Below are 22499 nucleotides of genomic sequence, written 5' to 3'. Positions count from 1 at the left end.
GCTGGGAGCTGACCCAGGGTGTCCAGCCGCAGAGGTTCACTCCAACTTCACTCCAAACCGGGTCAGGTCTCAGTGGCAATCAACAGTTTATTCCACCTCGCTGCGCAAATCAGTCACAGAGACATGGGGCATTTGGTCGCCATCCAGGATGTCCATCAGACCCCGTTCGAACAAAGCCGAATGGTCTGCCAGGAGGCGCGGCCGTTCCAGCCGCCAGCCGGCTTGCGCCTCCTTCTCTGGCATGGGCCGGTCGATGACCACGTAGTTAACATCCATGTCCTCGGGAACCAGGCGAACATTGGCCAGGCGGTCCTCCCGCTTGAGATGCGTGGCATCCACCACCACGGAGGCGCCGATCGCCATGCGGGCCACCAGGCGCTTGCGCAGCTCCACGAAGACCGGGCGCTGGTCGCCCTCATTGGCCAGGGGCATGCCGAGTTCAACACGTATGCTATCCGAGGAGAGAATCTCCTCTGACCGGTAGGTGCGCGCGGCATAGTGGCTTTTCCCAGCCCCGCTCGGGCCCACGAGCAAGGTCAGCGTCTGGCCGGTGCGCGGCCAGGTCCAGCCCGGACAGGCCTCCCCGAAGCGGTGGGATTCCCCCAGCCACCAATCCGAGGCCGTCGTGATGAAGTCGGGCGGCACCACGGACATGTGCGCTAAGAAAGTGCGGATGCGCTTGCACAACTCCAGGAAGTCCGCCTCGGTCGGCGGAATATGGTGCTGCAGGACATACCAGAGGTCGTTGGGCTCGAGCATTTCCGGCTTGTCGTAGGTCTTTGATTGACCGCTATGGAATTCCCGGGTGATGGGCTTCCGCGCCAGACGGTCGGCCAGGAAGTCGTGATGGCAGGTGATGACCTGCTGCCGGACGCGCTCCAGGAATGGAAAGAGAGTGCGCACCTGGGCGCGCCAGATGCGGCTGCGCACCTCCCGCTCGTTGCCGCGCTTCAGCAACGACAGCGAGTGCTCATAGGGGCCACCATCCCAGCCATCCACCATGCTGTTCTCCCAGCAGGGGACTGTCAGGCTCGTATCGGGCATTCCCGCAGCGATGCTGGTGAGCGCATCAAGGGGGAAAAGGCGGTCCGCCGGTGCAAGGCGCGCCAGAACCTCCAGCATGCGGAAGTCCCAGCCGGCCAGCTCCACGGCGGTGGCGACCGAAACCGTCAGCGCGACGTCGTCGGGCCTCGGCCGGCCGAAGAGCTGGAAGGCGGCATTTTCGGTGTCGATGCGCTGCACCTGGCCGCGCCAGGGCAACACCTGACCCTTCGCGCCGACCAATGCCAGGAGTTCCTGCAACGGCCGTCCCAACGGCGGGCAGACCACAATCAGGGGTTGCGCCGCCTGGCCACGGCGGGTCCATTCATGGCGGAAGGCCCGCAGGAAGGTCGTCCAGCCCTGCCAGTTCTCCAGGCTGAAGCCATGCAGGATGAAGGCCGCTTCGGCGAGCTCGTCATCGGCCACGAAGGCCGGCACCGAGCGAATGCCGGTCGCCACGGACATGACCTGGGAGGCCAAGGTATGGGCGGGGCTGCGGTAGGAGGAAAGCTCCTCCATATCGAGCAGATAGGTCCGCAGGCTGGCGGCTCGCTCGAGCTCCTGCCGTAGCCCCGGCAGCAGCCACTCCGGCGGCTCACGGGGGATGGGCATGCACACCAGTCCGTCGTCGAACAGCCGCTGCACAACGGTTTCGAAGAACCCGGCGGGACCGTCGAGCTCTTCAGGTCGCACCATTTCCGACATCAGGCCGGTTCCACCACCGCATGCGCCATCGCCGCCCGGAAGAGCGGGTTGAACCTGTAGCTGCGATACTCATCCTCAACGCCATCCTTGGAGGACATGGGCTCCAGGATGGAGGTCAGGATGCTGGCTTGGGCGAGGGCCTTCGCGTCGACACCCAGGCCCGGCGTACTGGCCACCAGCTCCTGAATCTCATAGGGGGTAATCTCGTACCCATTCTCCTCTGTGAAGGAGAAGGCAGCGTTGAAGAACGACTGAATCTCCCCGGACACCCCGAACTCCTCAGGGCTGGCAAGTTCGGCCCGGGTCGCCGAGGCGCTGCGCGTCACCACCGACATCTGCAGGCTCTTCTTGTTATCGGGGCGCATCGCCTTGCGGATGGCCTTGGAATAGCTGCCGAGCTCATTCGTGAGCAGCGGCATCAGGTCGTCGTAGTTCAGGCTCAAGCGTCCGGCCAGGTCATCGATGGCCGTGGTGCTCCAGGGCAGCAGCGGCTCGACGCGCACCTTGTTCATGGTCGTGACGCCATTCCGGGACCAGGTCAGCGCGTGCTGGAAGGAGCCCACGAAGACCACCCGCATCCGCTTGTCCCGCACAGAGCGGTTCCGCAGCGCCTCATCCGCCCACTGGCGGTTCCACGGCGTCGTCGCGCTGATGACCAACACCAGGTCGGCATCGTCCTTGCGGGGCGCAACCGACTTCAGCATGGTCTGGAAGTCCTGCAGGTTCTTCGGATGCCGCATGATGACAGAGGCCTTGCGCCCCTCCTGGGCGACCTGCTGGGCGGCTTGGCTGAGCGCGGCCGGAACTGCATCCAGGTCGGAAACCGGCAGGCCGAAAATGGCCACCACCGGGCTCTCACCGACCAAGATATCCTTCTCCTGGCCATAGGTGAGCGGCGAAGGCTGCTGGTTCTCGACGCTCATCTGGGCCGCCAGGGGGCGGCGGAGAGCACGCGGGTCGAAGGGCCTGGAAGGCTCGGTGCGGCTGAGCTCCTCGAGCATCTGCTGGATGCGCTCGTAGCTGCCCAGAAGCGCCAGCACGGAAGCCGAGCGCAGGGCATAGCGGTCGCGCCTGACACGGCGGACCACGCCGAGGCCCTCCATCTCATCCAGCAGGGCTTCCACGGTCTGCAGGCGGTTCACCAGGGCCCGGCCCTTCGGCCAGTAGCTCATGGCGAGATTCTGGACCTCCGCCAGCGTCAGGCCCTCCGTCACGCTGCCTTCCTCGCGGCTTTGCAGCTCATGGATGGCGATGACATAGGTGATGAGCTCATACCGGGGGTCGAGCTTGATGGTCAGCTCGAACTTCTCCTGGATGCTCTTGCCGACGCTCTCGCTTTCCAGCACCCGGCGCACCGTCCGGCTGGAGATGACCCAATCATGCTTCTGCGACCGCGCGGCATCGCGGGCGATATCGTCCAATAGGTTCTGGCAGAAGGTTTGCGCCAGGACCGGGTAGTAGTTGATGTTGCTGAGCACCGCCCAGATGTCTTCCTGGTTTTCGAAGCGGAGCCCCATAGAGGCCATCGGCTTGACGATGAGCTGCTCGGCGTCCCGCGCGTCACGACCCAGGAGCGGGCCGATGCGCTGCGGGTCGCTCGCCACCTGCGGGATGGGCGAGTTGACGATTTGCATCTGCGCCTGCACGAGGCGGGTGACGTTGTTGAGACCCGCCAGGACGAACTTGAAGCGCCGGCTGGTGTCATCCATGAGCCGCTGCAGGCCGCGGAACTGCTTGAAGTCGCCGGCGCCGCTGGCCTCCTCCCAGACGAACTTGTCGGCTTCGTCCAGCAACAGCAGAACCCGGCGCGCATGGTCCTGGCCCAGCCAAGCCTTCACGGTGCGGGCGAAATCCTCGGCAGTCTTCACGAACTGACCCGGACCGAAGACGTCCGGCATCTCCTTGGAGGCCAGTTCCCAGATTTTGTCGGTCCGGTCCGGGCGGCCCTGGCCGATGTTGTCGGCCGGCAGGTAGGTCACCACCACGCCGTTCTCCGGCTGGTGTTCGCGGCCAACGATGTGCTTCAGGAGCGCGGTCTTGCCCAGGCGGCGGCCGCCGAAGACCACGCAGCTCCCCGAAGTGTCGAAAATGCGCTGGTACTCGCGCTCCCGCCCGAAGAACATTTCCGGCGGCACAGTGGCGTAGAGGCCGTAGTCCGCGAAGGGCTTGGTGTGGGAGAAGGGCTGGGCGCATTCCAGCAGGGTCAGCGGACGTGGCTCGGCCTCGGTGAGCGCGTAGAGCAGGATGGCCTCGTCGATGACCAGCAGGCGGCGGCCACCCGGTGTCGCCATGGAGCCCACCGCCATGGCCTGGCGGCGCTCCGGTGACAGAACCTCCGTCGCGATGACAATGGTCGCGCGGCTTCCGGCGGCAGACGCCAGCTTGGTCAGCTCGCCATCCTCCAGGGAAGCGGGGAGCATCCAGAGCTTGTAGTGCCCTTCCGTGACGCTGCCGAATTCCGGCAACAGCATCGACTGGGCGTCGCGCACGAAATCCAGGCAGCTGTCGAAGGCATAGCGCCGGCGATGCTGCTCGGTGCGGATGCTGTCCTGACTGAGCTTGTCGACCACGAAGCCCAGCCTGGTGAGCAGCTGCTCCGTGAAGCCCCGGACCTCTTCGGGCTGCTTGCCCTTTTGCAGGGACTGCCGGAGCTTGCGCCAGATATCGAAGGTTTCCCGTGCGCTGTCCCGCCGGGCCGCCGGGATGCGGGAGAAGGCCAGCCGTGCCCGACCCAGCCCGACATCCACGCCGGCCGCGATGCGTTCCGGCAGCGCCTCGGTCTCCTTGGAGGGGAGGTTGGCGAGGAACTGGGGGATGTGCGGATAGAACTCCGACCAACGGCGATGCGGGTCGTTGCTCTCCGGGGAGAAGGGGATGTTCTGCTCGGCCAACTCCAGGCGGTCCTGGACGGCAACGAGTTCATCCCGCTGCAGCAGGGATTCCAGCGAGGCACGCACCTCGGTGGAGATGCCCTGCAGATTGTTGATCCGCTCACGGTAGCGGGCACGCGGTCCCGCGAGGGCCGCCCGCACCTTGGATTCCACTTCCGCCAGGGACTCCTCGGCGGTGTTGAAGTCCTGGACGCGGCCGCATTCCACCTTCTCGAATGTGCGTTCCGACAGGTCGCAGGGCACCGGGATGGTGGCGGCCTCGATATCGGCCACCTGGGCCAGCAGGCCGTCCATTTCCCCGGACTTCAGGTTCTCCAGGCCGAGACGCTGGACGCGCTGGACCTCCCGGCGGACCTGCTGGATGTGGGCCCGCAGATGGGCGAAGCGGGTCGGCCGGTCGGCTTCATAGGCGTCCTTGCCTTCCGAGACGACACTTTCGGCGATGCTGAAATAGGGCGCCACGTCCAGCAGCATCCGCGCGCCGACAAAGGACCCGGCCTCCAGCCGTTCGCGGAGAACCTCGGAGAAGAAGCTGTCCCGCTCCGGGCCGGCCGGCGGGAGTGGCTCGGCGTGAACGCCCGCGATGGCCCGGATAAGGGTGTCGGCATGATAGGGCTGGGGCAGCCAGGAACGTCCGAAATCCAGCTCCGGCACCCAGGCCAGCCGGCCATGCAGGGCCACGGCGGCATCCAGTGCGCCGCGCCGATAGACCTCGCCCCGGAACAAGCCGCTGATGCGCTTCAGGGCATCTTCCAGCATCAGCAGGCTGCCGGACATATCCAGCGCGCCTTCAGCGGGCTCGGCCTGCAGCATCTCCTGGATAACGCCCAGGCTGCTGTCGGCTGAGGTCAGGGCGGAGTCCCGCGCCTGCTGGACCACCTGGCGTTGATACTGGCCCTTGGTGACGCCGGAGGCCTCATAAGCGGAGAGGAAGGCGGAGCACAGTTCGCCGAGTTCCAGCAGGTTCCGGACCAGGCGTTCCCGGCTCGCCCCGTCGATGGAATCGCGGAAGGCCAGGCTCTCCGTGAGCCGGGCGAGCTCCTTGAGCGTCACATCGCGGTCCCGGAAGCAAGCCGCACAGGCGCGGGCCGCCGCAAGGGCATCCTGCAGGCCGCCCGCCATGGCGTTGACCAGCGCTCCCACGGGCTCATCGGACTGGCAGAGCCTGATGCGCATCCGGTTCCCGGAACTGTGCGGGAAGTCGAGATTCTGGACGGTGACCAGCTTGTCCTGGATGGCCTTGCGGCGCTCCTCGATGGCGGCCTTGGCCTGCTCCTCGCCCAGGACGGCCTGCAGCACCGCCGGGTTCAGCATCAGTCCGGCATCCGCCACCGTCTCGGTGGCCACCCGCATGGGGTGCAGGACGGCGCCAAGGCTCGCCGGCAGGGACGGCTGCACCGCCTGCAGGACATCAATGGCGAGGCGGTCCTGGCGGAAGAAGGCGGGCTCCAGGCAGGAGGCGAACAGCACCAAGGCGCGGGCCTCGGTCAGGGGGTCTTCCACGTCCAGGCGCTGAGCCGCCGAAAGCGCCTCGGCGAGCTCATCCGTCATGGCCTGGTTGGACTGGATAAGGCTGGGGCTGACGTGACCGGATTTAGCGGCCAGCGAGAGCTCCTCCGAGGTCAGCGGCGTGACGCCGGTCTCGTAGATTTCCTTGGCGGCGTTCAGCAGGTGCCAGGCGAGCGCGTATTCGCCCTTGAGGAAGAGCCCGTGGATGCGCTCCCGCAGTTCCTTGGCCTCGCCGTCATCGTCCAGGATGGAGGCCCAGAGGCTGCGCTCGGACTCCTCCTGGACCGGAGTCTGAGCAGCAGTGGCCTGACTTTCCGCCCGCGCTTCGGCCGTGTGGGAACGCAGCTGGCCCAGGAGGCGCTCGTCCTCCTCCGTTACGCTGGTCGTGTCTTCGTCGGAGGCATGCTCCTCCTGGAGGTCGGCCTCCGTAGGTGCGGGCTCCGCCGGCGCCTCGGAAGCGGCCGGGCTGGACGTCAGCGGAATCGGCTCCGCAGAGACTTCGGCGGTTGTCGAGGCAGGAGCCAGTAAAGGCGGTGCGGCAGAAAGGCCTGCTTCCGCCGCCGGGGCGCTGTCCTGGTCCGGCGTGTCAGGCGACCGAGCCTCCCCCTTCTGGCTCAGGGCTTCCCCAGCCGGAGGCAGCGCTGCCGAAGAGGTCGAGACCTGGGCCTGGACCGACCCTGCGGTGGCAAGGACATCCAGCGGTACGGGCGCCTCAGCGACGGGGCCCGCCATCACCTCGGCGGGATAGGGCGCGGCCGGGGCAGGGGGAGGCGTCAGCGGCCTGGAAGTCTCCTCCGCCTCGGCCATGGCCTGGTAGAGGGTCTCATGCACCGCCGTCAGGGCCGCCACCGCCGCCGCGCTGCTGGCCTGAGCCTCCGCGACCTTGCCGTGAATGCGCGTCACCTGCGCCATGTAGCCCGGGTCCAGCGGGTTAATCTGGCTGAGTGCGGCGTGGAGCTCGGCGACCTCCTGCAGCAGCGGCAGGGTGCGGCTGACCTCGCACTCGAAGGCGGAAATCACCGCATCGATGGCTTCGAGGGCCGCTTCGAGGACATTGCCTTCATGCGGAAAGGAGGGAAGCTCGGGCATCTGGCCGGCCATCATCTCCGCCAGGGAGGCGATGGCGCTACGCAGCCGCATCAGCTGTGGCGCGATGTCGACCAGCTTGGGCTTGTTGGCCTCGAAGGCCGCCAGGGCGGACCTGGCCCGGACCAGGCGCTCCTCGAGTTCCTGCAGGAACGCCTCGGAGGGCTCTCCCGGAACGTCCAGCTTGCCCATTCCCGCCAGGGCATCGAACCATTCCGCCACAGCCGCGAGGCGCGGGTTCAGCGCGGCGCCAGCGGATTGCAAGGCAGGCGGAACGGTCTGCGAGGCGACATCCGTCACCGCAAGTGTCTCCTGCTCCGATGTCATTGTGCCGCCGCCATCCACATCATTCTGCGCCTCACTCTCGAGCGGGGCAGCGGCGACGACAGGGGCAGCCTGCTTCTTGGCGTCGCCAGCGGAGGTGTCGAGGAGCGCAGGGTCCTTGGGCAGGATGACCTCGTGCCGACGACGCGCTTCGCAGTAGGGAACCAGGTGAGCCAGCTTTTCCTCGCTGCGAAGGTATTTCCCCATGTGCTCGTCGTAAGTGTAGAATCCTCCATACAGGAAGATGACGTCCTCGGCCTTTCCAGGCAGGTCCATCTTCAGGAAAGCCCGGCACACGTTGATGTGGTTCGCGGCAGACTTGGGGGGAATGCCTTTCGCGGCCTCAGCCTGCAACTTCCTCCACATGGAATGGAAGGGTTTCCAATCCACCTTCTGCTTCTCGGCAGCGACCAGGATGGAACCCGTGGCCTGTGCGGGGAGATGGAAGCAGCGCAGAAGAATCACCGCCATCTCATCATGCGAAGGAAAAGCGGCACTGGGTTCCGGCCAGCCGAGTTCCGGTGCCGTGCGGCGGATGATATCGGCCTGCTTGTGCAGCAGGCGAACCGTGCGTGGAGGCACATTCATCCGGGCCTTCACCCATTCCAGGGTCAGACGCTCCGGCGCGGAAACCGGTCCAGTGCCGGCTTGGCCCTCCGCCAGTGCCTCGGTCGGGGACGGCATGTTGTTCTGGACGGTTTCCTCGGAAGACATCGGCTCTCCTGAGAGCGCAGCGGCCAACTCCGCCAGCTCTTCTTGAATCTTGTCGTCAACGTCATTGCCGCCGCCAGGGGGAGGCGTTTCGTCATCACCCCCGTCGTCGTCGCCATCATCCTCGTCAATTTCATCGATGGCGAACCGGGTGATATAGTCCCGGACTTTCGCCTCGAATGAGAGCGGGGCCGGCAACATCGTCCAGGCGGTACTGTGCCCGTGACCATGCCGGAGGCTCTCCACCAGCGTGATGATGTCGTCGAGAGAGTCGCGGGGCTGCGACAGCAGCACGCTCGCTTCGATGGAGGAGGGCAGGCGGTAGTGCATGTCCACCAGGGGGGGGACATGCATGCGCCGATAGAGGGTGCCATCGCTCTTCTTGGCCCAGGATGGCCAGTCCTTCGAGGCAGACCGCACCGTCACCGTGCTGTCCATCCCGCGATAGACGGACAGCCCGCGCTGCTTGCTCATCTGGAAGTAGCTGTGGCTGCACCAGAAGTGCGGACCTGCCCCGACCTGGTAGGCTCCCTGGGACATCGTCGTCGTCGGGCGAGAGATTTCCTGTCCGGTCGGCTCGCCATTGTCTGCATCGAGTTCATGCATCACCAGTGGCGAGCGCAGGATAACCCGGCCAGCGATGCCGCTGCGGATTCTGATGAAGCGCACCCGCGGCCAGCGCTTGTCAGCCTCGAAGGTCTCCCGGTCGAGGCTGACCTCCTTGTTGGTGGACTCCTTGTCCGTCAGCCATCTCCAGAGGCCGCTGGCACTCGTGGAGTTCACCAGGATGAGCGGCTTCTGGCCGGCGGCGATGGCCTCATCAATCATCACCCGCACGAACTGCTGGAAGGCCTCCTGCTCCTCGGCGCGCTTGCTGCCCAGGGTGGGCGTGTTCAGCCGCGCCACCTCTAGAAGCAGGTCCGAGAAGGGGAGCCATTGCGGCGTCCAGCGCAGCGTCTTGTCGAAGTATCCGAGGCGGCCACTGGCCTCGCCTGTTTCCACGTCGATTTTGGTGGCCAGGCAAACCTTGCCGCCCTTGCCCGCGCCGCTGCGCAGGTTCGACTGGGCGATGACGGAGAGTCCTAGGACGCATTTCGGCCGGTTGGTCGGGTCCGGGAAACACTTCGCCATGGCCTCGTCCACCATGGCGACATTGCCGGAGTGGCCGAGTAGCAAGTCATTCAGGGCCGCCTGCAGGCGATGCAGGTAGTTCGCCATGCTGTTGCGGCTGCGCTCGGGCGGACGCAGGTACTGGACATTGCCACCAGCGGAGGCCAGCGCGTAGCGGCCGGCGGCCTTGTTGACCCGGTCATCCTTGCGGTTTTCGAACCACTCAGGGGCCTGGACCAGCACATGGCAGTTCTGCAGCTCGCCAACCCGGCGCATGACCGGTTCCCAGGCCTTCACCCGAAGGTCGAAACGGGTCTGGGTCTTCTGCGCCGCGCCGTCCAGGACGTCCCGGGGTCCATGGACACCCTCGGGCAGCGCCATGGTCTCCACCTTCATCTGGGGGAAAATGACCTTGGCCAGGGCACGGAGGGTGCTGCGCTCCCGTTCCGTCCGGGAGACAATGAGCAGAGTGGGCGGCCGGTTCCGGTGCGCGCGGGCGATGCGGGCCACATTGGCCCGCTGCAACTTCTCCATCTTCTGGATGGAGCCGGTCAGCGAGTCCTCATCCAGCTCCTCCGCCTTCACCTCCTGCCGGGTGAGGCGCGAGCGGATGTCCAGCAAGGCCGCTTCGCTGAGTTCGTTGTAGCCCAGTCCCTGCGCCATATCGCTGACCACCATCGAGAAATCGATGGCGGCATGGAACTCTTCGCGCGTGGTCCGGCGGCTGCCGACCTGGCGAACCGGCAGGGGCGAGAAGCCCAGACCTTGCAATTCGTCCAGGATGACCTCGTAGAGGTTCAGGCTGTCCGTGGAGGAGGCGCCGGCCTGGACGGGGTGGGTGCCAAAGGCCGTCTGGAACGGAATGCCGATGAAGACGCCGTTGGCAGCCGCGCCCCGGGCAATCATCTGCGGCAGCTCGACCGCGAGGTCGGCACCGACCTGGATGGCCTGGGCGAAGAATTCCGGCTTGCTGGGGAGTTCCGGGACCCCCTTGCGGACCGGGCAATCGACCTCGACCGCCAAGGGCGACTTGTTCTTCGACAGGACGTGCAGCTTGAGCCGCTTCTGGCTCCACAAATCCTTGGCGGCCGGCAGTTCCTGGCACCAGCGCCGACGAGACGCCTCGATGACCAGGATGGGACGCTCAATCCAGGGCTGGGTTTCCAGGGAAAGCTTGGCCACCATCGAGTAGAGGGCGCCATTGCCGGTCCGGGGCCAGGTCTCGAACTCGATTTTCCGGCTGGAGGATTTGCTGCGCACCACCCGGAAGACGGGGCCCATGCCCTCGAAGAGCTCCTGGCCCTCCAGCCGGCGGCCAATCATCTGCAGCAGGGCGGTCTTCTTGGGCTCGGTGAACCCAGGCTCGGCGAAAACGGCCTCCAGCTTGGTCTGGCCATCCACCGCCTTCAGTCCCTCATCGCTCCCGAGGCAGCGGGACAGCTGGTCAACCAGGTCCTCGGAGACGCCGGTTCGGCTGGCCCAGTCGCGCAACACCATGTCGCACCAGAGCGAGGCGGCATCCCGTGCACGGCCCAGCAGGCTGCGAAGCGTGCAGTCCGCCTCGGCGAAGGGCCTCGGGTTCTCCGACTGCTTCCCCGACCAGGGGCCGCCCAGGTCGTATTCCACCAGGCTGGCCTCGGGGATGGAGGCCAGCAGGGCTGCCCGAAGGGAGGCGTAGGGGATGGTCCTCCCCTCATCGGTCTTCGACTGGCTGCCCTGGTTGGCAATTTCCCGGAACAGCGCCTGGGCGCGGGGCTGCCAGACCAGCTGGGCACGGGCAAGAGCCTCGGGGGCCGCTTCCGGTGTCAGCAGGGCCAAGGCATGGATTTCACGCTCGTCCCGCTTGAGGCTGGCCTGGCGCCAGAAGCTCGTCGTCTCGACCGTTTCACTCATCCACGTCAGCCATCTCGTCAGAGAACCGCACCCCGTGGCAGCTTTCCAGGGGAGCAAGGAATGGTTGATACAGGGCCCGGTAAATCTCGCTTTCGACCGGGTCCGGGGTGTGTACCCGCTGGCGCAGGATGTCGCGCATCATCACCAGCATGCTGCTTTCCGAGTTGTCTGCTTGGCCGGCGGCGGAGCGGGGCGCCCACGCGGCGTCGGCGAAGATGACCCGGGCCTTGCAGCCATTGCGCATGGCGCGCCCGATGGCCTGCAGCACGTCCACCATGATGTCCGCCGTGAAGGGCTCGGCCAGCGCGCCCAGTTTGGAGGATATCAGGGGGAAGCGGAGAAGCCTCCTGACCTGGCTCGTGAGGTCGCGGCGGGCCATACCCCAGCTCATGGCCAGGTCATCGGTGGACCAGTGGGGCGGGAACTGCTGTCGCTCGAACTTCAGGGTTCCGGCGCCGACGATGCCGGTGGCGAGGTCCAGGCTCTCGGTGGCTGGATGCGGCCGTGTCAGGAAGACCATGGTGCCCAGGATGGCGTCCCGCCGGCGGGGGCCGTCCTCGAAGACGATGTTCACCCCACGCGCCAGGGAGCGCATGGGAAACACCATGGCGACCCAGTCACCCCGGCTGCCAAGGCGCTCCACCTGGGCGGTGGTGACCCAGTCGCCCGCCTGCCCCGGAGGTGGCACGTCGATAACGCCAATGACCTTCTCGGCGAGCGCCGGATAGCTGCGGCGGAGGTGCTCCTTGAACTGGCGCACCTGTTCATAGGAGTTCACCACGAAGGCGACGCGGCGACCGGGGTCGAAATCCCGGTTCATCCTGAGCACCAGGGGGTCGTCCATGTCGAAATAGTGGTCGACCATGGCGCGCAGAATCTTGGCCCGCTTGTTCAGCGGCGCGCCGGAGAAGCGGAGCCGCTGACCCGGAGCCTCGGGGTCCTGGATGGGGTCGAACTGGTAGCGGCTGCCCCGCCACCCGGTGTCGGACCCCGGCCGCCGCAGCACGATATCGGGGCCGACCGGCACATGGTAGGAGGGACTCTCCTCGAGGAATGAGGTGGCGGAAGCCAGCAGCACGGCTGGCCCCCGGTCATGCCCCTCGTGGCGCAGCAACTCATGGAGCCGGTAGAGCAGGGCGCGCGGCGTTCCCCGGAAGGTCACGTACTGGACCCGGATGGCCCGCTTGCCGTTGCGCTCCTCGTTGAAGTAGCGGATGCCGGACAGCCGCCCGATGAGCGCCTCCGGCACCAGGCGGCCGAGGTCCTCGGAGATGCCGTCCCGGAACAGGGTCTCCCGGTGCACACCCTCGGAAACCATGGCCTGCTGGGCCGGCACGAGGCGCAGGAACTGGAAGATGAGCGCGGTGACTTCCGCCAGGAAGCGGAACATCTCCGAGCGCTCCTCCGGGCCGAAATCCCGGATGGGCACGGCGAGACCGAAGGTGATGTCGCGGGCCCTGTCGAGCAGCGCGTCCCGCAGCACCGGCGAGGGCTCGGACAGCCAGTCGCGCAGGACCTCCTGCAGGTCTGTCCCGGTGCGCTCCAGGCGGTCCTGGTCCACCCCAAGGTCGGCCGCGATGCGCTCCGGGTTGAACTCGATGTCACCGCCGCGCTCGGTGCGCCGGAACAGGGCCGTCTGCACGCAACTGTCCCAGAAGGCCCGGACGGCTGCGATGCGGCGGTCCTCGAAGAGACGGTCCTCCGGCTCCATGCGGAAGACTTCCGGGTGGCCAAAGAGCTCGTTCACCACCGTGTTGCTGGTGACGAAGGTCTCCTTGAAGCGGGCCAGGACCCCTTCGGTGCCATTGCGCCGGAAAGCCCGCTGCAGATGGACCACCAGGGCATGGTTCAGCTTGCCGAAATCGGCGGCGATGGCCCGGTAGCTCTGCACATTGGTGGCGGTGCTGGAATTCTGGCCGGCCGCCATGGGAACGAAGAGGTCCCGGTGCAGCAGGTGGTCGAGGCTGGCTTCGCTGCCCGTCAGGTCGAGGGCCGAGATGGCCTTGTTGTCCAGCGCCTTCTGGGCGCCGTCGGCCTCGTCGACGATGACCAGGTCCGAGGCCATGGCGATGGCCTCGAAGTAGCGCATCTTCTCGGTCGAGAAGTGCGCGCCGATATTGGTGTCCATCGACAGCACATGGCCGAGCCAGATGCGGTGCACGGTCAGCTCACGGGGTGCCTTCAGCCGGCCACAGACGCTGCCGAGCGGACAGAGATGCGGCATCGGCCGCTTGCCCGGCCGGCCACGGCTGTCCACCTTGTGCTGTTCCACCGTGATGCAGGGCGGCATCAGGTGCGGGAAGGATTCCGTGCCTTCCGGGTCTTCATCGAAGCCCCCCAGGGCGCAGTTCAGCCCGAGCAGCTCGGCACCCGGCATGCTGCGCCCCAGGCCACGCGCTTCATCGGCGCCCAGTCGCTCCGCCAGCTTGTGGGCGTGATTGAGGCGGGTCTGTGGTGACTGGCCGACCAGCAGGCCGACATCGCATCCGTAGTGCTGCAGGTCGCCCAGCAGGTTGATGCTGGCCTCTATGGAGGGAAGCAGCACCACGACCCGGAGCCCCCGGCTGTTGAGGAGCACCAGCAGGATGATGATGAGGGTCGACTTGCCGGTGCCGGGCAGCCCGATGAGATGCTTCAGGCCCGCCAGCTCGATGGTCCGGGTGGGCCGGAGCAGGCCGGCTGCCCGTTCAGGAGCCAGGATGTCGAACTTCTGCTCACCGGTGGCTTCCTGCAGCCGGCTGACCCAATTGCCAGGCGGACGGCCGGGCACGGCCTGGTCCCGGGCATCCATCTGCGCGGCGGTGGCGACCAGCTCCTCGAAGCTCACGGTGATGGGGCCGACCGCCGGCCGGCTGACATCATGCCTGGGCGGCAGGGGAAGATTCGGGACCGAGCTCAGGTCGATGGAGATGTGCTCGGCATTCTCCGAACCGTCGGAGGCCACCCGCATCGGCCGGGTGGTGTCGGCGAGTTGCAGGGTCTGCGGCTGGTGGGGCGGCTGCGCCAACAACTGCCGCACCATCTCCGCCACCCTGGCCTCGGTGCCCTCACGCAGGTGGAAAGCGAAGTGGCGGTGGCCGGCGTCGATGCGAAAGGGAGGCTCGCGGTAGTCGTCGTCGTCCTCACGCTCCTCCTCCCAGGCCAGGGCATCCAGCACGGCCTGGCGGAGGTTGAGGTCGGAGCCGACCGAGAGGCCATAAAGGCGCAGGGAATGGGCGGCGGTCGCGAAGTTGCCCATGGCGGGGTGGTCCAGCACGGACCCGAAACCCGCCATCAGGGCTGGGACGCCTTCCAGGTCATGCTTGCCGAGGAGGTGGTGGAGCGCCGCGCAGAGCCAGTGGATGCGCAGTGAGTTGGTGTAGCCCTCCGGCTGTACCCTCATGCGGAGAGCTCTTCGATGACCTGGGACACCGTGACGAACTCGATGCCGAGCTTCCCCCGGTAGGATTCCCGCAGCTGCCGCAGGTAGTCCCGGTTGTTGCGCAGCTTGTCATCCGGCACCGCCAGGAAGCGGCGGGCGAACATGCCGAGCCGGCCGGTGTCGCGGGTCAGCTTGTTGCCCAGGGTGACGGGGCTCGCATAGGTCTTCACGTCGATGCCGATATCCAGGCCATCCACGCCGACATCTGCGGCATCCTGCTGCGGGTAGAGCACCGCCTTGCGTCCGGAGGCCAGCAGCGCGTCACAGATGTTCACCTCATCGAGGCCAGGCCCGACCCAGTAGGCCGTGACGGCCGGAGTGGCGATGCGCCAGGAGGAGGGGTCCTCGATGACCGCCCCGAGCTCCGAGGTCGGATGGGCAAGACGGCACTGGCGGATGCGGCAGCGGCCATCCGGGTAAGAGGTCTTGTCGCGGTCCGGCCAGAGAAGGGAGTGGCAGTGCGCGCAGCGATGCGCCCGGGTGCCGAACAGCGCGGTCTGCGGGACCGGACGGTAGAAGGCTTGCACCACCTGCAAAGATGCCGTGTGGCCGCCGCGCGCGATGAAGCGAATCAGCTCGTCCTGGGGAATGGCGGGGTTCCGCACGACGAAGCTCCGCAGCGCTTCATAGGCGGCGTCACGCTGGTTGCGCGGGCGCTTGGCGACGGCCTCCCGAAGGCGCTCGTGGTAGATGGTCTCAGCGGCGGCAATCTCGCCACCGGAAGCCTCCCGGGCGAGCTCCCGGCAGTCCTCCGTCGCCACGCCGGCCTCCCCATCCACCAGAACGACGTCGGCGTATTTAAAGGGAGCGCGGAAGGCCTGCAGGCCCCAGCCCGCCATCGGGCGGGTGGCCAGCTCGTTCATCACGTGCAGCGAGGCACCCAGGTCGGGCGCGCCTTCTTCGACGCTGATGCGGGAGAGCAGCGCCAGCCCCCGCCGCAGCATCTGTGGCATGGAGGAATCCTGGTGCAGCACCGAGCCGGCTTCGCTGGCGGCCTGATGGGCCTCCAGGAGGCCTCGGGCCAGCATGGCGAGCGCAATCAGGGAGCGCTCGTATCCAGCCTCAGCCTCTTGAAGTGTGCCATCCATGCATTAAGAGTATAGTCACCAGACGATGACAGTCCACTCACTAGACAGCCTTTTGCCGGACCGGAACCGCTCCGAGGTCGAAAGACGCCTCCGGTGGCTGGACGGGCGGCTGCGCTGGATTGGCTCCGTGAAGCGTGCCGACATGGTACGCCTGATGGGCATCTCGCGGCAGCAGGCCTCCCAGGACATGGCTAACTACTTGAAATTGGCGCCTGGAAACGCGGTCATGGACCCTTCCAGCAAGGCCTGGGTGGTCACCCCCAACTACGAGGCCCTGTTCGACCAAAGCTTCCTGGAATGGGCCCAGAGTTCGGCCGAGCAGGATTCCCGGGTCATCCCTGTCGAGGATGTGACCACCCCGAGCCGCACCATTCCGGGGTCTGTGGCTGGCCTTATCGCCCAGTCCTACGCGAATCGGATTCCCCTCAAGGTCACCTACCAGTCGATGTCCCGCGAGGAGCCGACGGAGCGCCTGCTTTGTCCACACTCGGTGGTGGACACCGGTGAACGGCTGCACCTGCGCGCCTATGACAGCCGGCGGATGACCTTCATCGACTGCATTCCCGCGCGCATCCTGCAGGCCGAACTGGCGCCTGGGGAACCCTGGGTGGATGCCGCAGCGGACCGGGACTGGCACCAGATGGTCGACATCGTCCTGGTGCCGGCTGAACGTCTGTCACCCAGCCAGAGGCAGGTCATCAAGACGGATTACGGGATGACGGAGGGGAGGAGGGTTATCCCGACCAGAAAGGCGCTCCTCTTGTACACGCTCACGCAGATGAATCTGCTGGCCAGCGTTCGAAGCCAGGGAAAGCGCCGCCGTTCGGACGACCTGAACGATGTTGTCTGCCAGAATGCCGAGGAACTCCTGCCTTATCTTCCGGCGGTGAAAGCGCCCCTGGACTCAGAGCAGGGCGACAATTTAGCTCCGGCAGAAGAGGCAGGCGGATAGAGGAAGGTTGCTGACCTCAGAACTCGCCAGCGTTAAGGTCTAGGTTCCCTCAATTAGTTTTAGGTTCGAAAACTCGCGCACCTACTGGCCTGAGCCTGCCCAGTTCTTCCATGCGGATTCTTTTGCCATATAGATGCGGACAACCCCGACCATTGGCTCGCCGGTGACCTGAGCCCTGAAGTTCGTCCAGGCTGAGCTAGAGTCCTTGGTGATTGCTTGCCGCTGCGGGAGCGGCGTTGGCAAGGGCTTCCATCATCCGAGGCGTGATGGCTCGCCTGCCGATCTCGGCGGGTGTGGCGCCCTGGTGAGCCGAGTGCGGCCGGACTTGGTCCACCACCGCGTCCTCGATCTCGGCCGCGGGTAGGCGCCGGACCGGGCAGTCGTCGGCCGTCCCCCTTCAGCACGACCTGACTGACGTAGTAGCGGTAGAGCCGCCTGCGGGGCCGGGTGTGGGTGGGCGACAGCACCCGACCATCCACCCCTCGGATCCCGGCAGTGCCGGCGCCACAAAGATTAGCCCCGCAGTTGTGACGGCACCTGCTGGCGGCTGCCAACGACGGTCCGTCCACATCCAACCTTGGATAGCTGGACACCCTGTCTTCTAGATGGCTTGCTACATGTCGGAGGCGAGGTGTGCAAAGCGATCGTACCGACTACTTCACTGTTGCTCAGGCGCTGGCCTATGTCGCTTATGGTGACCCAACAGTCTTTAATCGGCCTCCGCCAGCTACTCCTGACATGCACCAGAGGTGGGGCTATTGGAACGGCGCCCGCTCAACAGTGCGACGCACCCCACCTCTTCGTTGGTTGCGACGGGTTTGGCTGCGCGTGCAATGGGGCCTGACACGGGCTAGGCGTAGGAAGCGCTGGCGGCGCTGCCCACTCCCTCCTCTTCCTACCTCGCAGCGCGCCATCGTTCGCCAGCTGCTGCACAGGAACGCTATGCCTGTTCCCGAAATCCTCAGGCAATTAGCTGTCGACATTGATCAAGTTCACCAGGCCACATCACATTTAAGACGCGCAGAATGTGCACTCCTCGATGCGCTACGCACTGGACGCCTGGTAGTACTTGGCCGGCCTGGTGATGCTCAGGCTGAGATCTTCTTCAGCCATGTCCATGAACGGGTACCCGTAAGCTACCTCCTACATGACCACCGCTCCCTTGAGCCCGAAGGACACGGCTGGCTGATGCTAGGTTCCACCGCATCGGAGGCGGAGCTGATCATGCAGGCGGCACCCGAGAGGCCAGACTGGGGTGACCTTCGCTTTCCGGCAACCATGCTCCGGAAGTGCTTCCCGCAGGATTTCCTCCTGAAAAATGGCGTCAAGGCAGTTGTGAGCGGTGGGCCAGGCCGTCCTTCAAGCATGCATCTTATCAAGCAGGAGTACTTGCGGAGACTGGCTTCTGGGGAGGCACTTGCGTCCCGTTCAGACGAAGCACGCCATTTGTTCGATTGGTTCCAAAAGGAACATCGGCACGAGCCGTCACCCGGCGCGAAGTCCATCCGGAACAAAATCCCGTCGTGGCACGGTGAAGGCTCATCTGGGCTGCCCGAAATTAAATGAGGTAGCCCCTTTTCGGGCAGCTATTTCGGGCAGGCAGAAAGCGTGAATGACAATCCATCCTTATGAACGGAGGTGGATTGGTATGGCTCTGGAGATCTCCCTATCGACCTCCGGCCGCAAGACGGCCCGGCAGATCCGGCGCGCAGAACTGCGGGTCATGCCGGACGATCCGCTTATCACCGCTGCTGAGTCGGCTGCCGAGACCGGTCGCGCCCTCTCGACCTTCTGGCGCGACGTGAAGCGGGGCACCCTGCCTCCGCCCTACTACGTCACGCCGCGCTGCCCGCGCTGGCGCCGGTCCGAACTGCGCGCCGTTGTGGCAGCCGCGCCCCGGAAGCCCGCTCTCTAACACAAACCGCCGGGCGCGAGGGCACCCGGCGGGGAAGACAGGCAACTCAATGTGCAGTCCCAGATATAGGGCATTGCTCTGTCTTCTGCCACTGCCCTTACGCCGCGGCCTCACACAGGGACCTCGTCCTATGAGGCTTAGCAATCTCACCGCCTGGGTAGATGTGGCACTGGCAACGATGTGCCTCCAGCAAGGAGGCTGTGCCCGCCTGAGCGCTGCCTGCGAGGAGCATCGGCTGCCAGCCGTCAGCCGCGGAGGCGTTGCTCATGCTGGTGATTGATAAGATCAATGCGGCACTGGCTCTGCAGAGCGTTACCCCCAAGGCACGTGCCTTCCTGATGAGCCTGCGCAGGCAGGCGGCGCGTCGGCCTTTGACAGCCCGACAGCTGGCCGCCCTGGAGGAAATCGTCACGGCCCCTTCGGGTCCGGACTACGCCGCCATCAACCAGGCCGCGCTCGCCCGCCTGCCCGAAGTGCTGGCGCGTCTGCTTCCCGGCGGAAGGACTGTTGGTGGCGAGTGGCAGGTCGGCAGCCTCCAGGGGGAGGCCGGCAACAGCCTGAAGGTGCGCCTCTACGGCCAGCGAGCTGGAATGTGGTGCGATTTCGCCACGGGAGACCGGGGAGGCGACGTGGTGAGCCTCGCGGCCGCCGTGGCCGGGTTGCCGCAGTCCAAAGCCGCGCAGAAGCTGGCGCAGATGCTGCGGCTGGAAGGTGGGCAGCATGGATGACGACTGCAGGCACCCCACCCATATGCCAGCGGGTGGCCAGTCATCGGTTGACGCCACGCATGAACCTACCAGCGAGCCCGACCATTCGGACCCCGAGCCGGGCAACCATGGCCGCAGCCCTGCAGGCGACGATGCCTCGGGAGCCGCTCCGGACAGCATGCCGGATACGGAGGCTGACGGTCCTCGCTCCAGCGAGACATGTGACCCGCCGAACGAGGATCCGTTCGCCCCACTGGGAGAGCCCAACCCAAACGGGGCAAGTTCCCCGCGGGCAGGAGAGGGTGGGAAGAGCAAGAACCAGGACGACGTTCTGGAACTGCTGGCCTGCCCCGAGCAAGACCCGCCGTGCCGTCGGTTCGAGCACTGGATGCACGGCATGCCGTCACGGGTGTGGGTGTACCGCGACGCTGTAGGCGACCTGATCATCGTCACGGCCCGCTACGACTTCATTGACGGCGAGGGTCGGCCAGCCAAGGTGGTGTTGCCTTGGGTCTATGCGCGGCGGATCTGGACCGATCGGCAGGGTCAGCTACGCGATTGCACGGGCTGGCACTGCAAGGCGCCTCCTAGCCTGCGGCCGCTGTATGGGCAGGACCATCTCGCAGCTCGCCTGGACGCCCCTGTACTGATCACCGAGGGCGAAAAGTCTGCCGTTGCCGCGCAAGCCCTGTTCCCGGACTGGGTTGCCGTATGCTGGCAGGGGGGTTGTAACTCGGTAGACAAGGCCAACTGGGCACCGTTGCAGGGCCGCCTCGTCGTTTTTTGGCCTGACGCTGATGAGCCTGGGCGGAAAGCCGCTCCAGAGGTGGTCAAGCTTGTTCGTGCGGCCGGAGCAACAGGCACGGCAATAGTCGCTGTCCCCGCCGATTGGCCGGACGGCTGGGATGTGGCGGATCTGAACGTTCCGGAGAAGCCACAGCCGGAAGGTGTCACCGCCGAAACTTTGCGCTCCCTCTTGGTGGAGGCCAGGGCTGCGGCGGAGCAGGGTTCAGGCGAAGCGGCATCCGACACCGAGCAAGGTGGTGAGAAGGAAGCATTCGCCGAGCCTGCTACTGGTTCTCGGCAACGGGTCGACCTGTATGTCGACGGAGCGGATTTGCCGGACGTGGCGGTGGATCTGGCTGACCTGCTGACGCCGGTGCCTCACCTGTTTGACCGGAACGGTCCTGCACGGCTGGTCTACAACCGCCCGAAAGGCGGCCAAACCATCGAGCCGCTGACGGTGAGCGGCGTCGTGCACGAAGCCCATCAGGTTGTCCGGCCTTTCCGCCTGGTGAAAGTCGGGAAAGAGGTAAGGCGGGAGGATATCACCCTGCCGGAGCGTGTCGCCAAGCTTTACCTGGACAATAAAGCCGCCTGCGGCCTTCGCCCTCTCGACGGGATCACCTCCGCGCCGATCCTGCGTGGAGACGGCACGGTGCAGGTCGTCGACGGCTATGATGCTGGAACGCGGCTATGGTGCGAGGGCGTGCCGCAGGTGGCGTGTCCGGACCAGCCTTCGCGCGCCGATGCCGAAGCCGCGCTGCTGCGGCTCCGCGGTCACTTCCGGACTTTCGCCTTCGCCGACTCGGCACGGGTATCGGTGCCCGACGCCTCGGTTCCGGTGGTTGATCTCAGCCTTCCGCCGGGCGCCGATGAGAGTGCTCTCCTCTGCGGGTTACTGACGGCAGTCAGCCGGCCTTGCCTGTGGCTTGCCCCCGGGCTTCTCGTCCGAGCTCCGTCTTTGTCGGGCGCCGGCACCGGCAAGGGCCTCCTCGTACGGGCCGTCTGCGCCATTGCCTTCGGAGGCCATCCGACCGCCATCACTGCCGGCGACACCTCCGAGGAGCTCGCCAAGCGCATCTCGGCCGCTCTCATGGAGGCCCGGCCAACCCTCTTTCTGGACAATCTGAACAGCATCGCCCTCAAGTCGGACGTCCTTGCCTCCGTCCTCACGGAACGCCCGGCGGAGGTTCGCGTGCTGGGACGCAGCGCCAATGTTCTTCTGAACTCGACAGCCTTCATCGGTATCACCGGCAACGGGGTCACGCTGAGCGAAGATTTGGTGCGCCGTTTCCTCACCGTTGAGCTCGAGGCAGGCGAGAATCCTGAAACCCGCGATTTTCGCACAGACCTCATTGCCGAGACCCTGGCGGCTCGGGAGGCTCTGCTCCGCGACGTGCTGATCATCTGGCGATGGGGGCGGCAGATGGGGGATACGCTGCCGGCCGGCCAGCCCTTGGGGAGCTTCACGCAGTGGGGACGATGGTGCCGGGACCCGCTGCTGGCGCTGGGCTGTCAGGATCCGGCCTGGAGGATTGCCGACATCAAGGCGCGAGATCCGCTACGGCAGGAGGTCAGCGAGATCTTCATTGCGTGGTGGAATGCCCACCGCGACCGCTCCGTGAAGGCTGCGGAGCTGGCGGACTCGGTTCGGGAGGCCGCCGACATGCTGGGCCGATCACGGCAGCAGTGGGCGGCGAAAGTGGCGTCCCTGGAGGGCACGCGTGTGGCAGGCTTCGTGCTGACCCGCGTCCGAACCGGCAGGTGGTCACCCGACCGATATGTCCTTCGTCAGGTCGACAGCGGGTGGAGCGCCGCCCTGTGAGCGCCATCCCCCATGGTCCCTATGCCCCCTATGCTTTTCCTGCCCCCAGTGGGAGCGGCGGCCGCATCGGGGGAGGCAAAGCCGTGGCGGCCGCCAGGGCTCTCGCCCGTGCCGAGGCTGCTGGAGTCCAGTTCCACTTGGCTCCGGGCGGCCGCGTGCAGATGCAAGCCAGCGCACCTCCGCCTGAGGACGTGCTGACGGACCTCCGGCAGCACCGCGAGGAGGTGGTCAGCATCCTGGCCGCCCGCCAGGGGAAAGCAGCTGAGACACTCGGAAGGGGTGTGCGGCCTGCCGAGGCCGGTACCGAGGCAGCAGGATCACCGTCACTCCCCGAGCCCCAGGAAGGACGCTTCCCAGCGAGCGGCAGCCCCCTGGCCTCCAGCCTACAGCGCCCGCCCTCCTGGTCAGATTCCCGCCAGGTACCGCCACCGGGCGCTTGGTGTGGCTGCTGCAGTCGCTCTGGCGGGGGAGGCGGCCGATGGTGGCGGGAGCGGGAAGCGCCCACGGGCTGGTGCTGCTGGACCTGCCATCCTCCTGT

Annotated in this window: 8 protein-coding genes; 4 read left to right on the top strand and 4 right to left on the bottom strand. The window is 66.2% G+C overall.

Going from position 1 to position 22499, the window contains the following annotated elements; genetic code table 11:
- Nucleotides 1-87: 87 nt before the first annotated feature.
- Genes E0493_RS11205 through E0493_RS11190 form a run of 4 tightly spaced genes read right to left on the bottom strand, consistent with a single transcriptional unit; the run spans nucleotide 88 to nucleotide 15719 of the window.
- Nucleotides 88-1746 carry an AAA family ATPase gene (locus E0493_RS11205; protein ID WP_160937033.1) on the bottom strand — a complete coding sequence of 553 codons (1659 nt, stop codon included), beginning with the start codon at nucleotides 1744-1746 and terminating at the stop codon, nucleotides 88-90.
- The gene (locus E0493_RS11200) at nucleotides 1746-11270 is read right to left on the bottom strand and encodes an RNaseH domain-containing protein (protein ID WP_160937032.1); all 9525 of its coding nucleotides are present in this window, start codon (nucleotides 11268-11270) and stop codon (nucleotides 1746-1748) included. The genes E0493_RS11205 and E0493_RS11200 overlap by 1 nt, the downstream gene beginning before the upstream one ends.
- Nucleotides 11263-14652 (bottom strand): hypothetical protein, encoded by a 3390-nt coding sequence (locus tag E0493_RS11195; protein WP_160937031.1) that lies wholly within the window; start codon nucleotides 14650-14652, stop codon nucleotides 11263-11265. The genes E0493_RS11200 and E0493_RS11195 overlap by 8 nt, the downstream gene beginning before the upstream one ends.
- The gene (locus E0493_RS11190; protein WP_160937030.1) at nucleotides 14649-15719 is read right to left on the bottom strand and encodes a restriction endonuclease-related protein; all 1071 of its coding nucleotides are present in this window, start codon (nucleotides 15717-15719) and stop codon (nucleotides 14649-14651) included. The genes E0493_RS11195 and E0493_RS11190 overlap by 4 nt, the downstream gene beginning before the upstream one ends.
- Before the next feature lie 187 nt (nucleotides 15720-15906).
- Between E0493_RS11190 and E0493_RS11185 the strand changes: the two genes are divergently transcribed.
- The 4 genes from E0493_RS11185 to E0493_RS11170 all read left to right on the top strand — a co-directional run bounded on the left by E0493_RS11185 (nucleotide 15907) and on the right by E0493_RS11170 (nucleotide 21961).
- Nucleotides 15907-16731, top strand: a complete 825-nt coding sequence (locus tag E0493_RS11185; RefSeq protein ID WP_160937029.1) for a WYL domain-containing protein — start codon at nucleotides 15907-15909, stop codon at nucleotides 16729-16731.
- A 1648-nt stretch (nucleotides 16732-18379) separates the two neighbouring features.
- Complete coding sequence (locus E0493_RS11180; protein WP_160937028.1) at nucleotides 18380-18646, top strand: helix-turn-helix transcriptional regulator; 267 nt, start codon at nucleotides 18380-18382, stop codon at nucleotides 18644-18646.
- 266 nt (nucleotides 18647-18912) lie between these two features.
- A complete protein-coding gene (locus E0493_RS11175; RefSeq protein ID WP_235913710.1) occupies nucleotides 18913-19374 on the top strand; it encodes a hypothetical protein in 462 nt (153 codons plus the stop codon).
- A complete protein-coding gene (locus tag E0493_RS11170) occupies nucleotides 19367-21961 on the top strand; it encodes a DUF6371 domain-containing protein (RefSeq protein ID WP_160937027.1) in 2595 nt (864 codons plus the stop codon). Before E0493_RS11175 ends, E0493_RS11170 begins: the two co-directional genes overlap by 8 nt.
- The last annotated feature ends 538 nt before the right edge of the window (nucleotides 21962-22499 follow it).

It is taken from the genome of Teichococcus coralli (assembly GCF_009829925.1).
GTDB classification, from domain to species: domain Bacteria; phylum Pseudomonadota; class Alphaproteobacteria; order Acetobacterales; family Acetobacteraceae; genus Pseudoroseomonas; species Pseudoroseomonas coralli.
The sequence above is the reverse complement of the archived record's forward strand: the minus strand, read 5'-3'. Positions and strand labels throughout refer to the sequence as shown.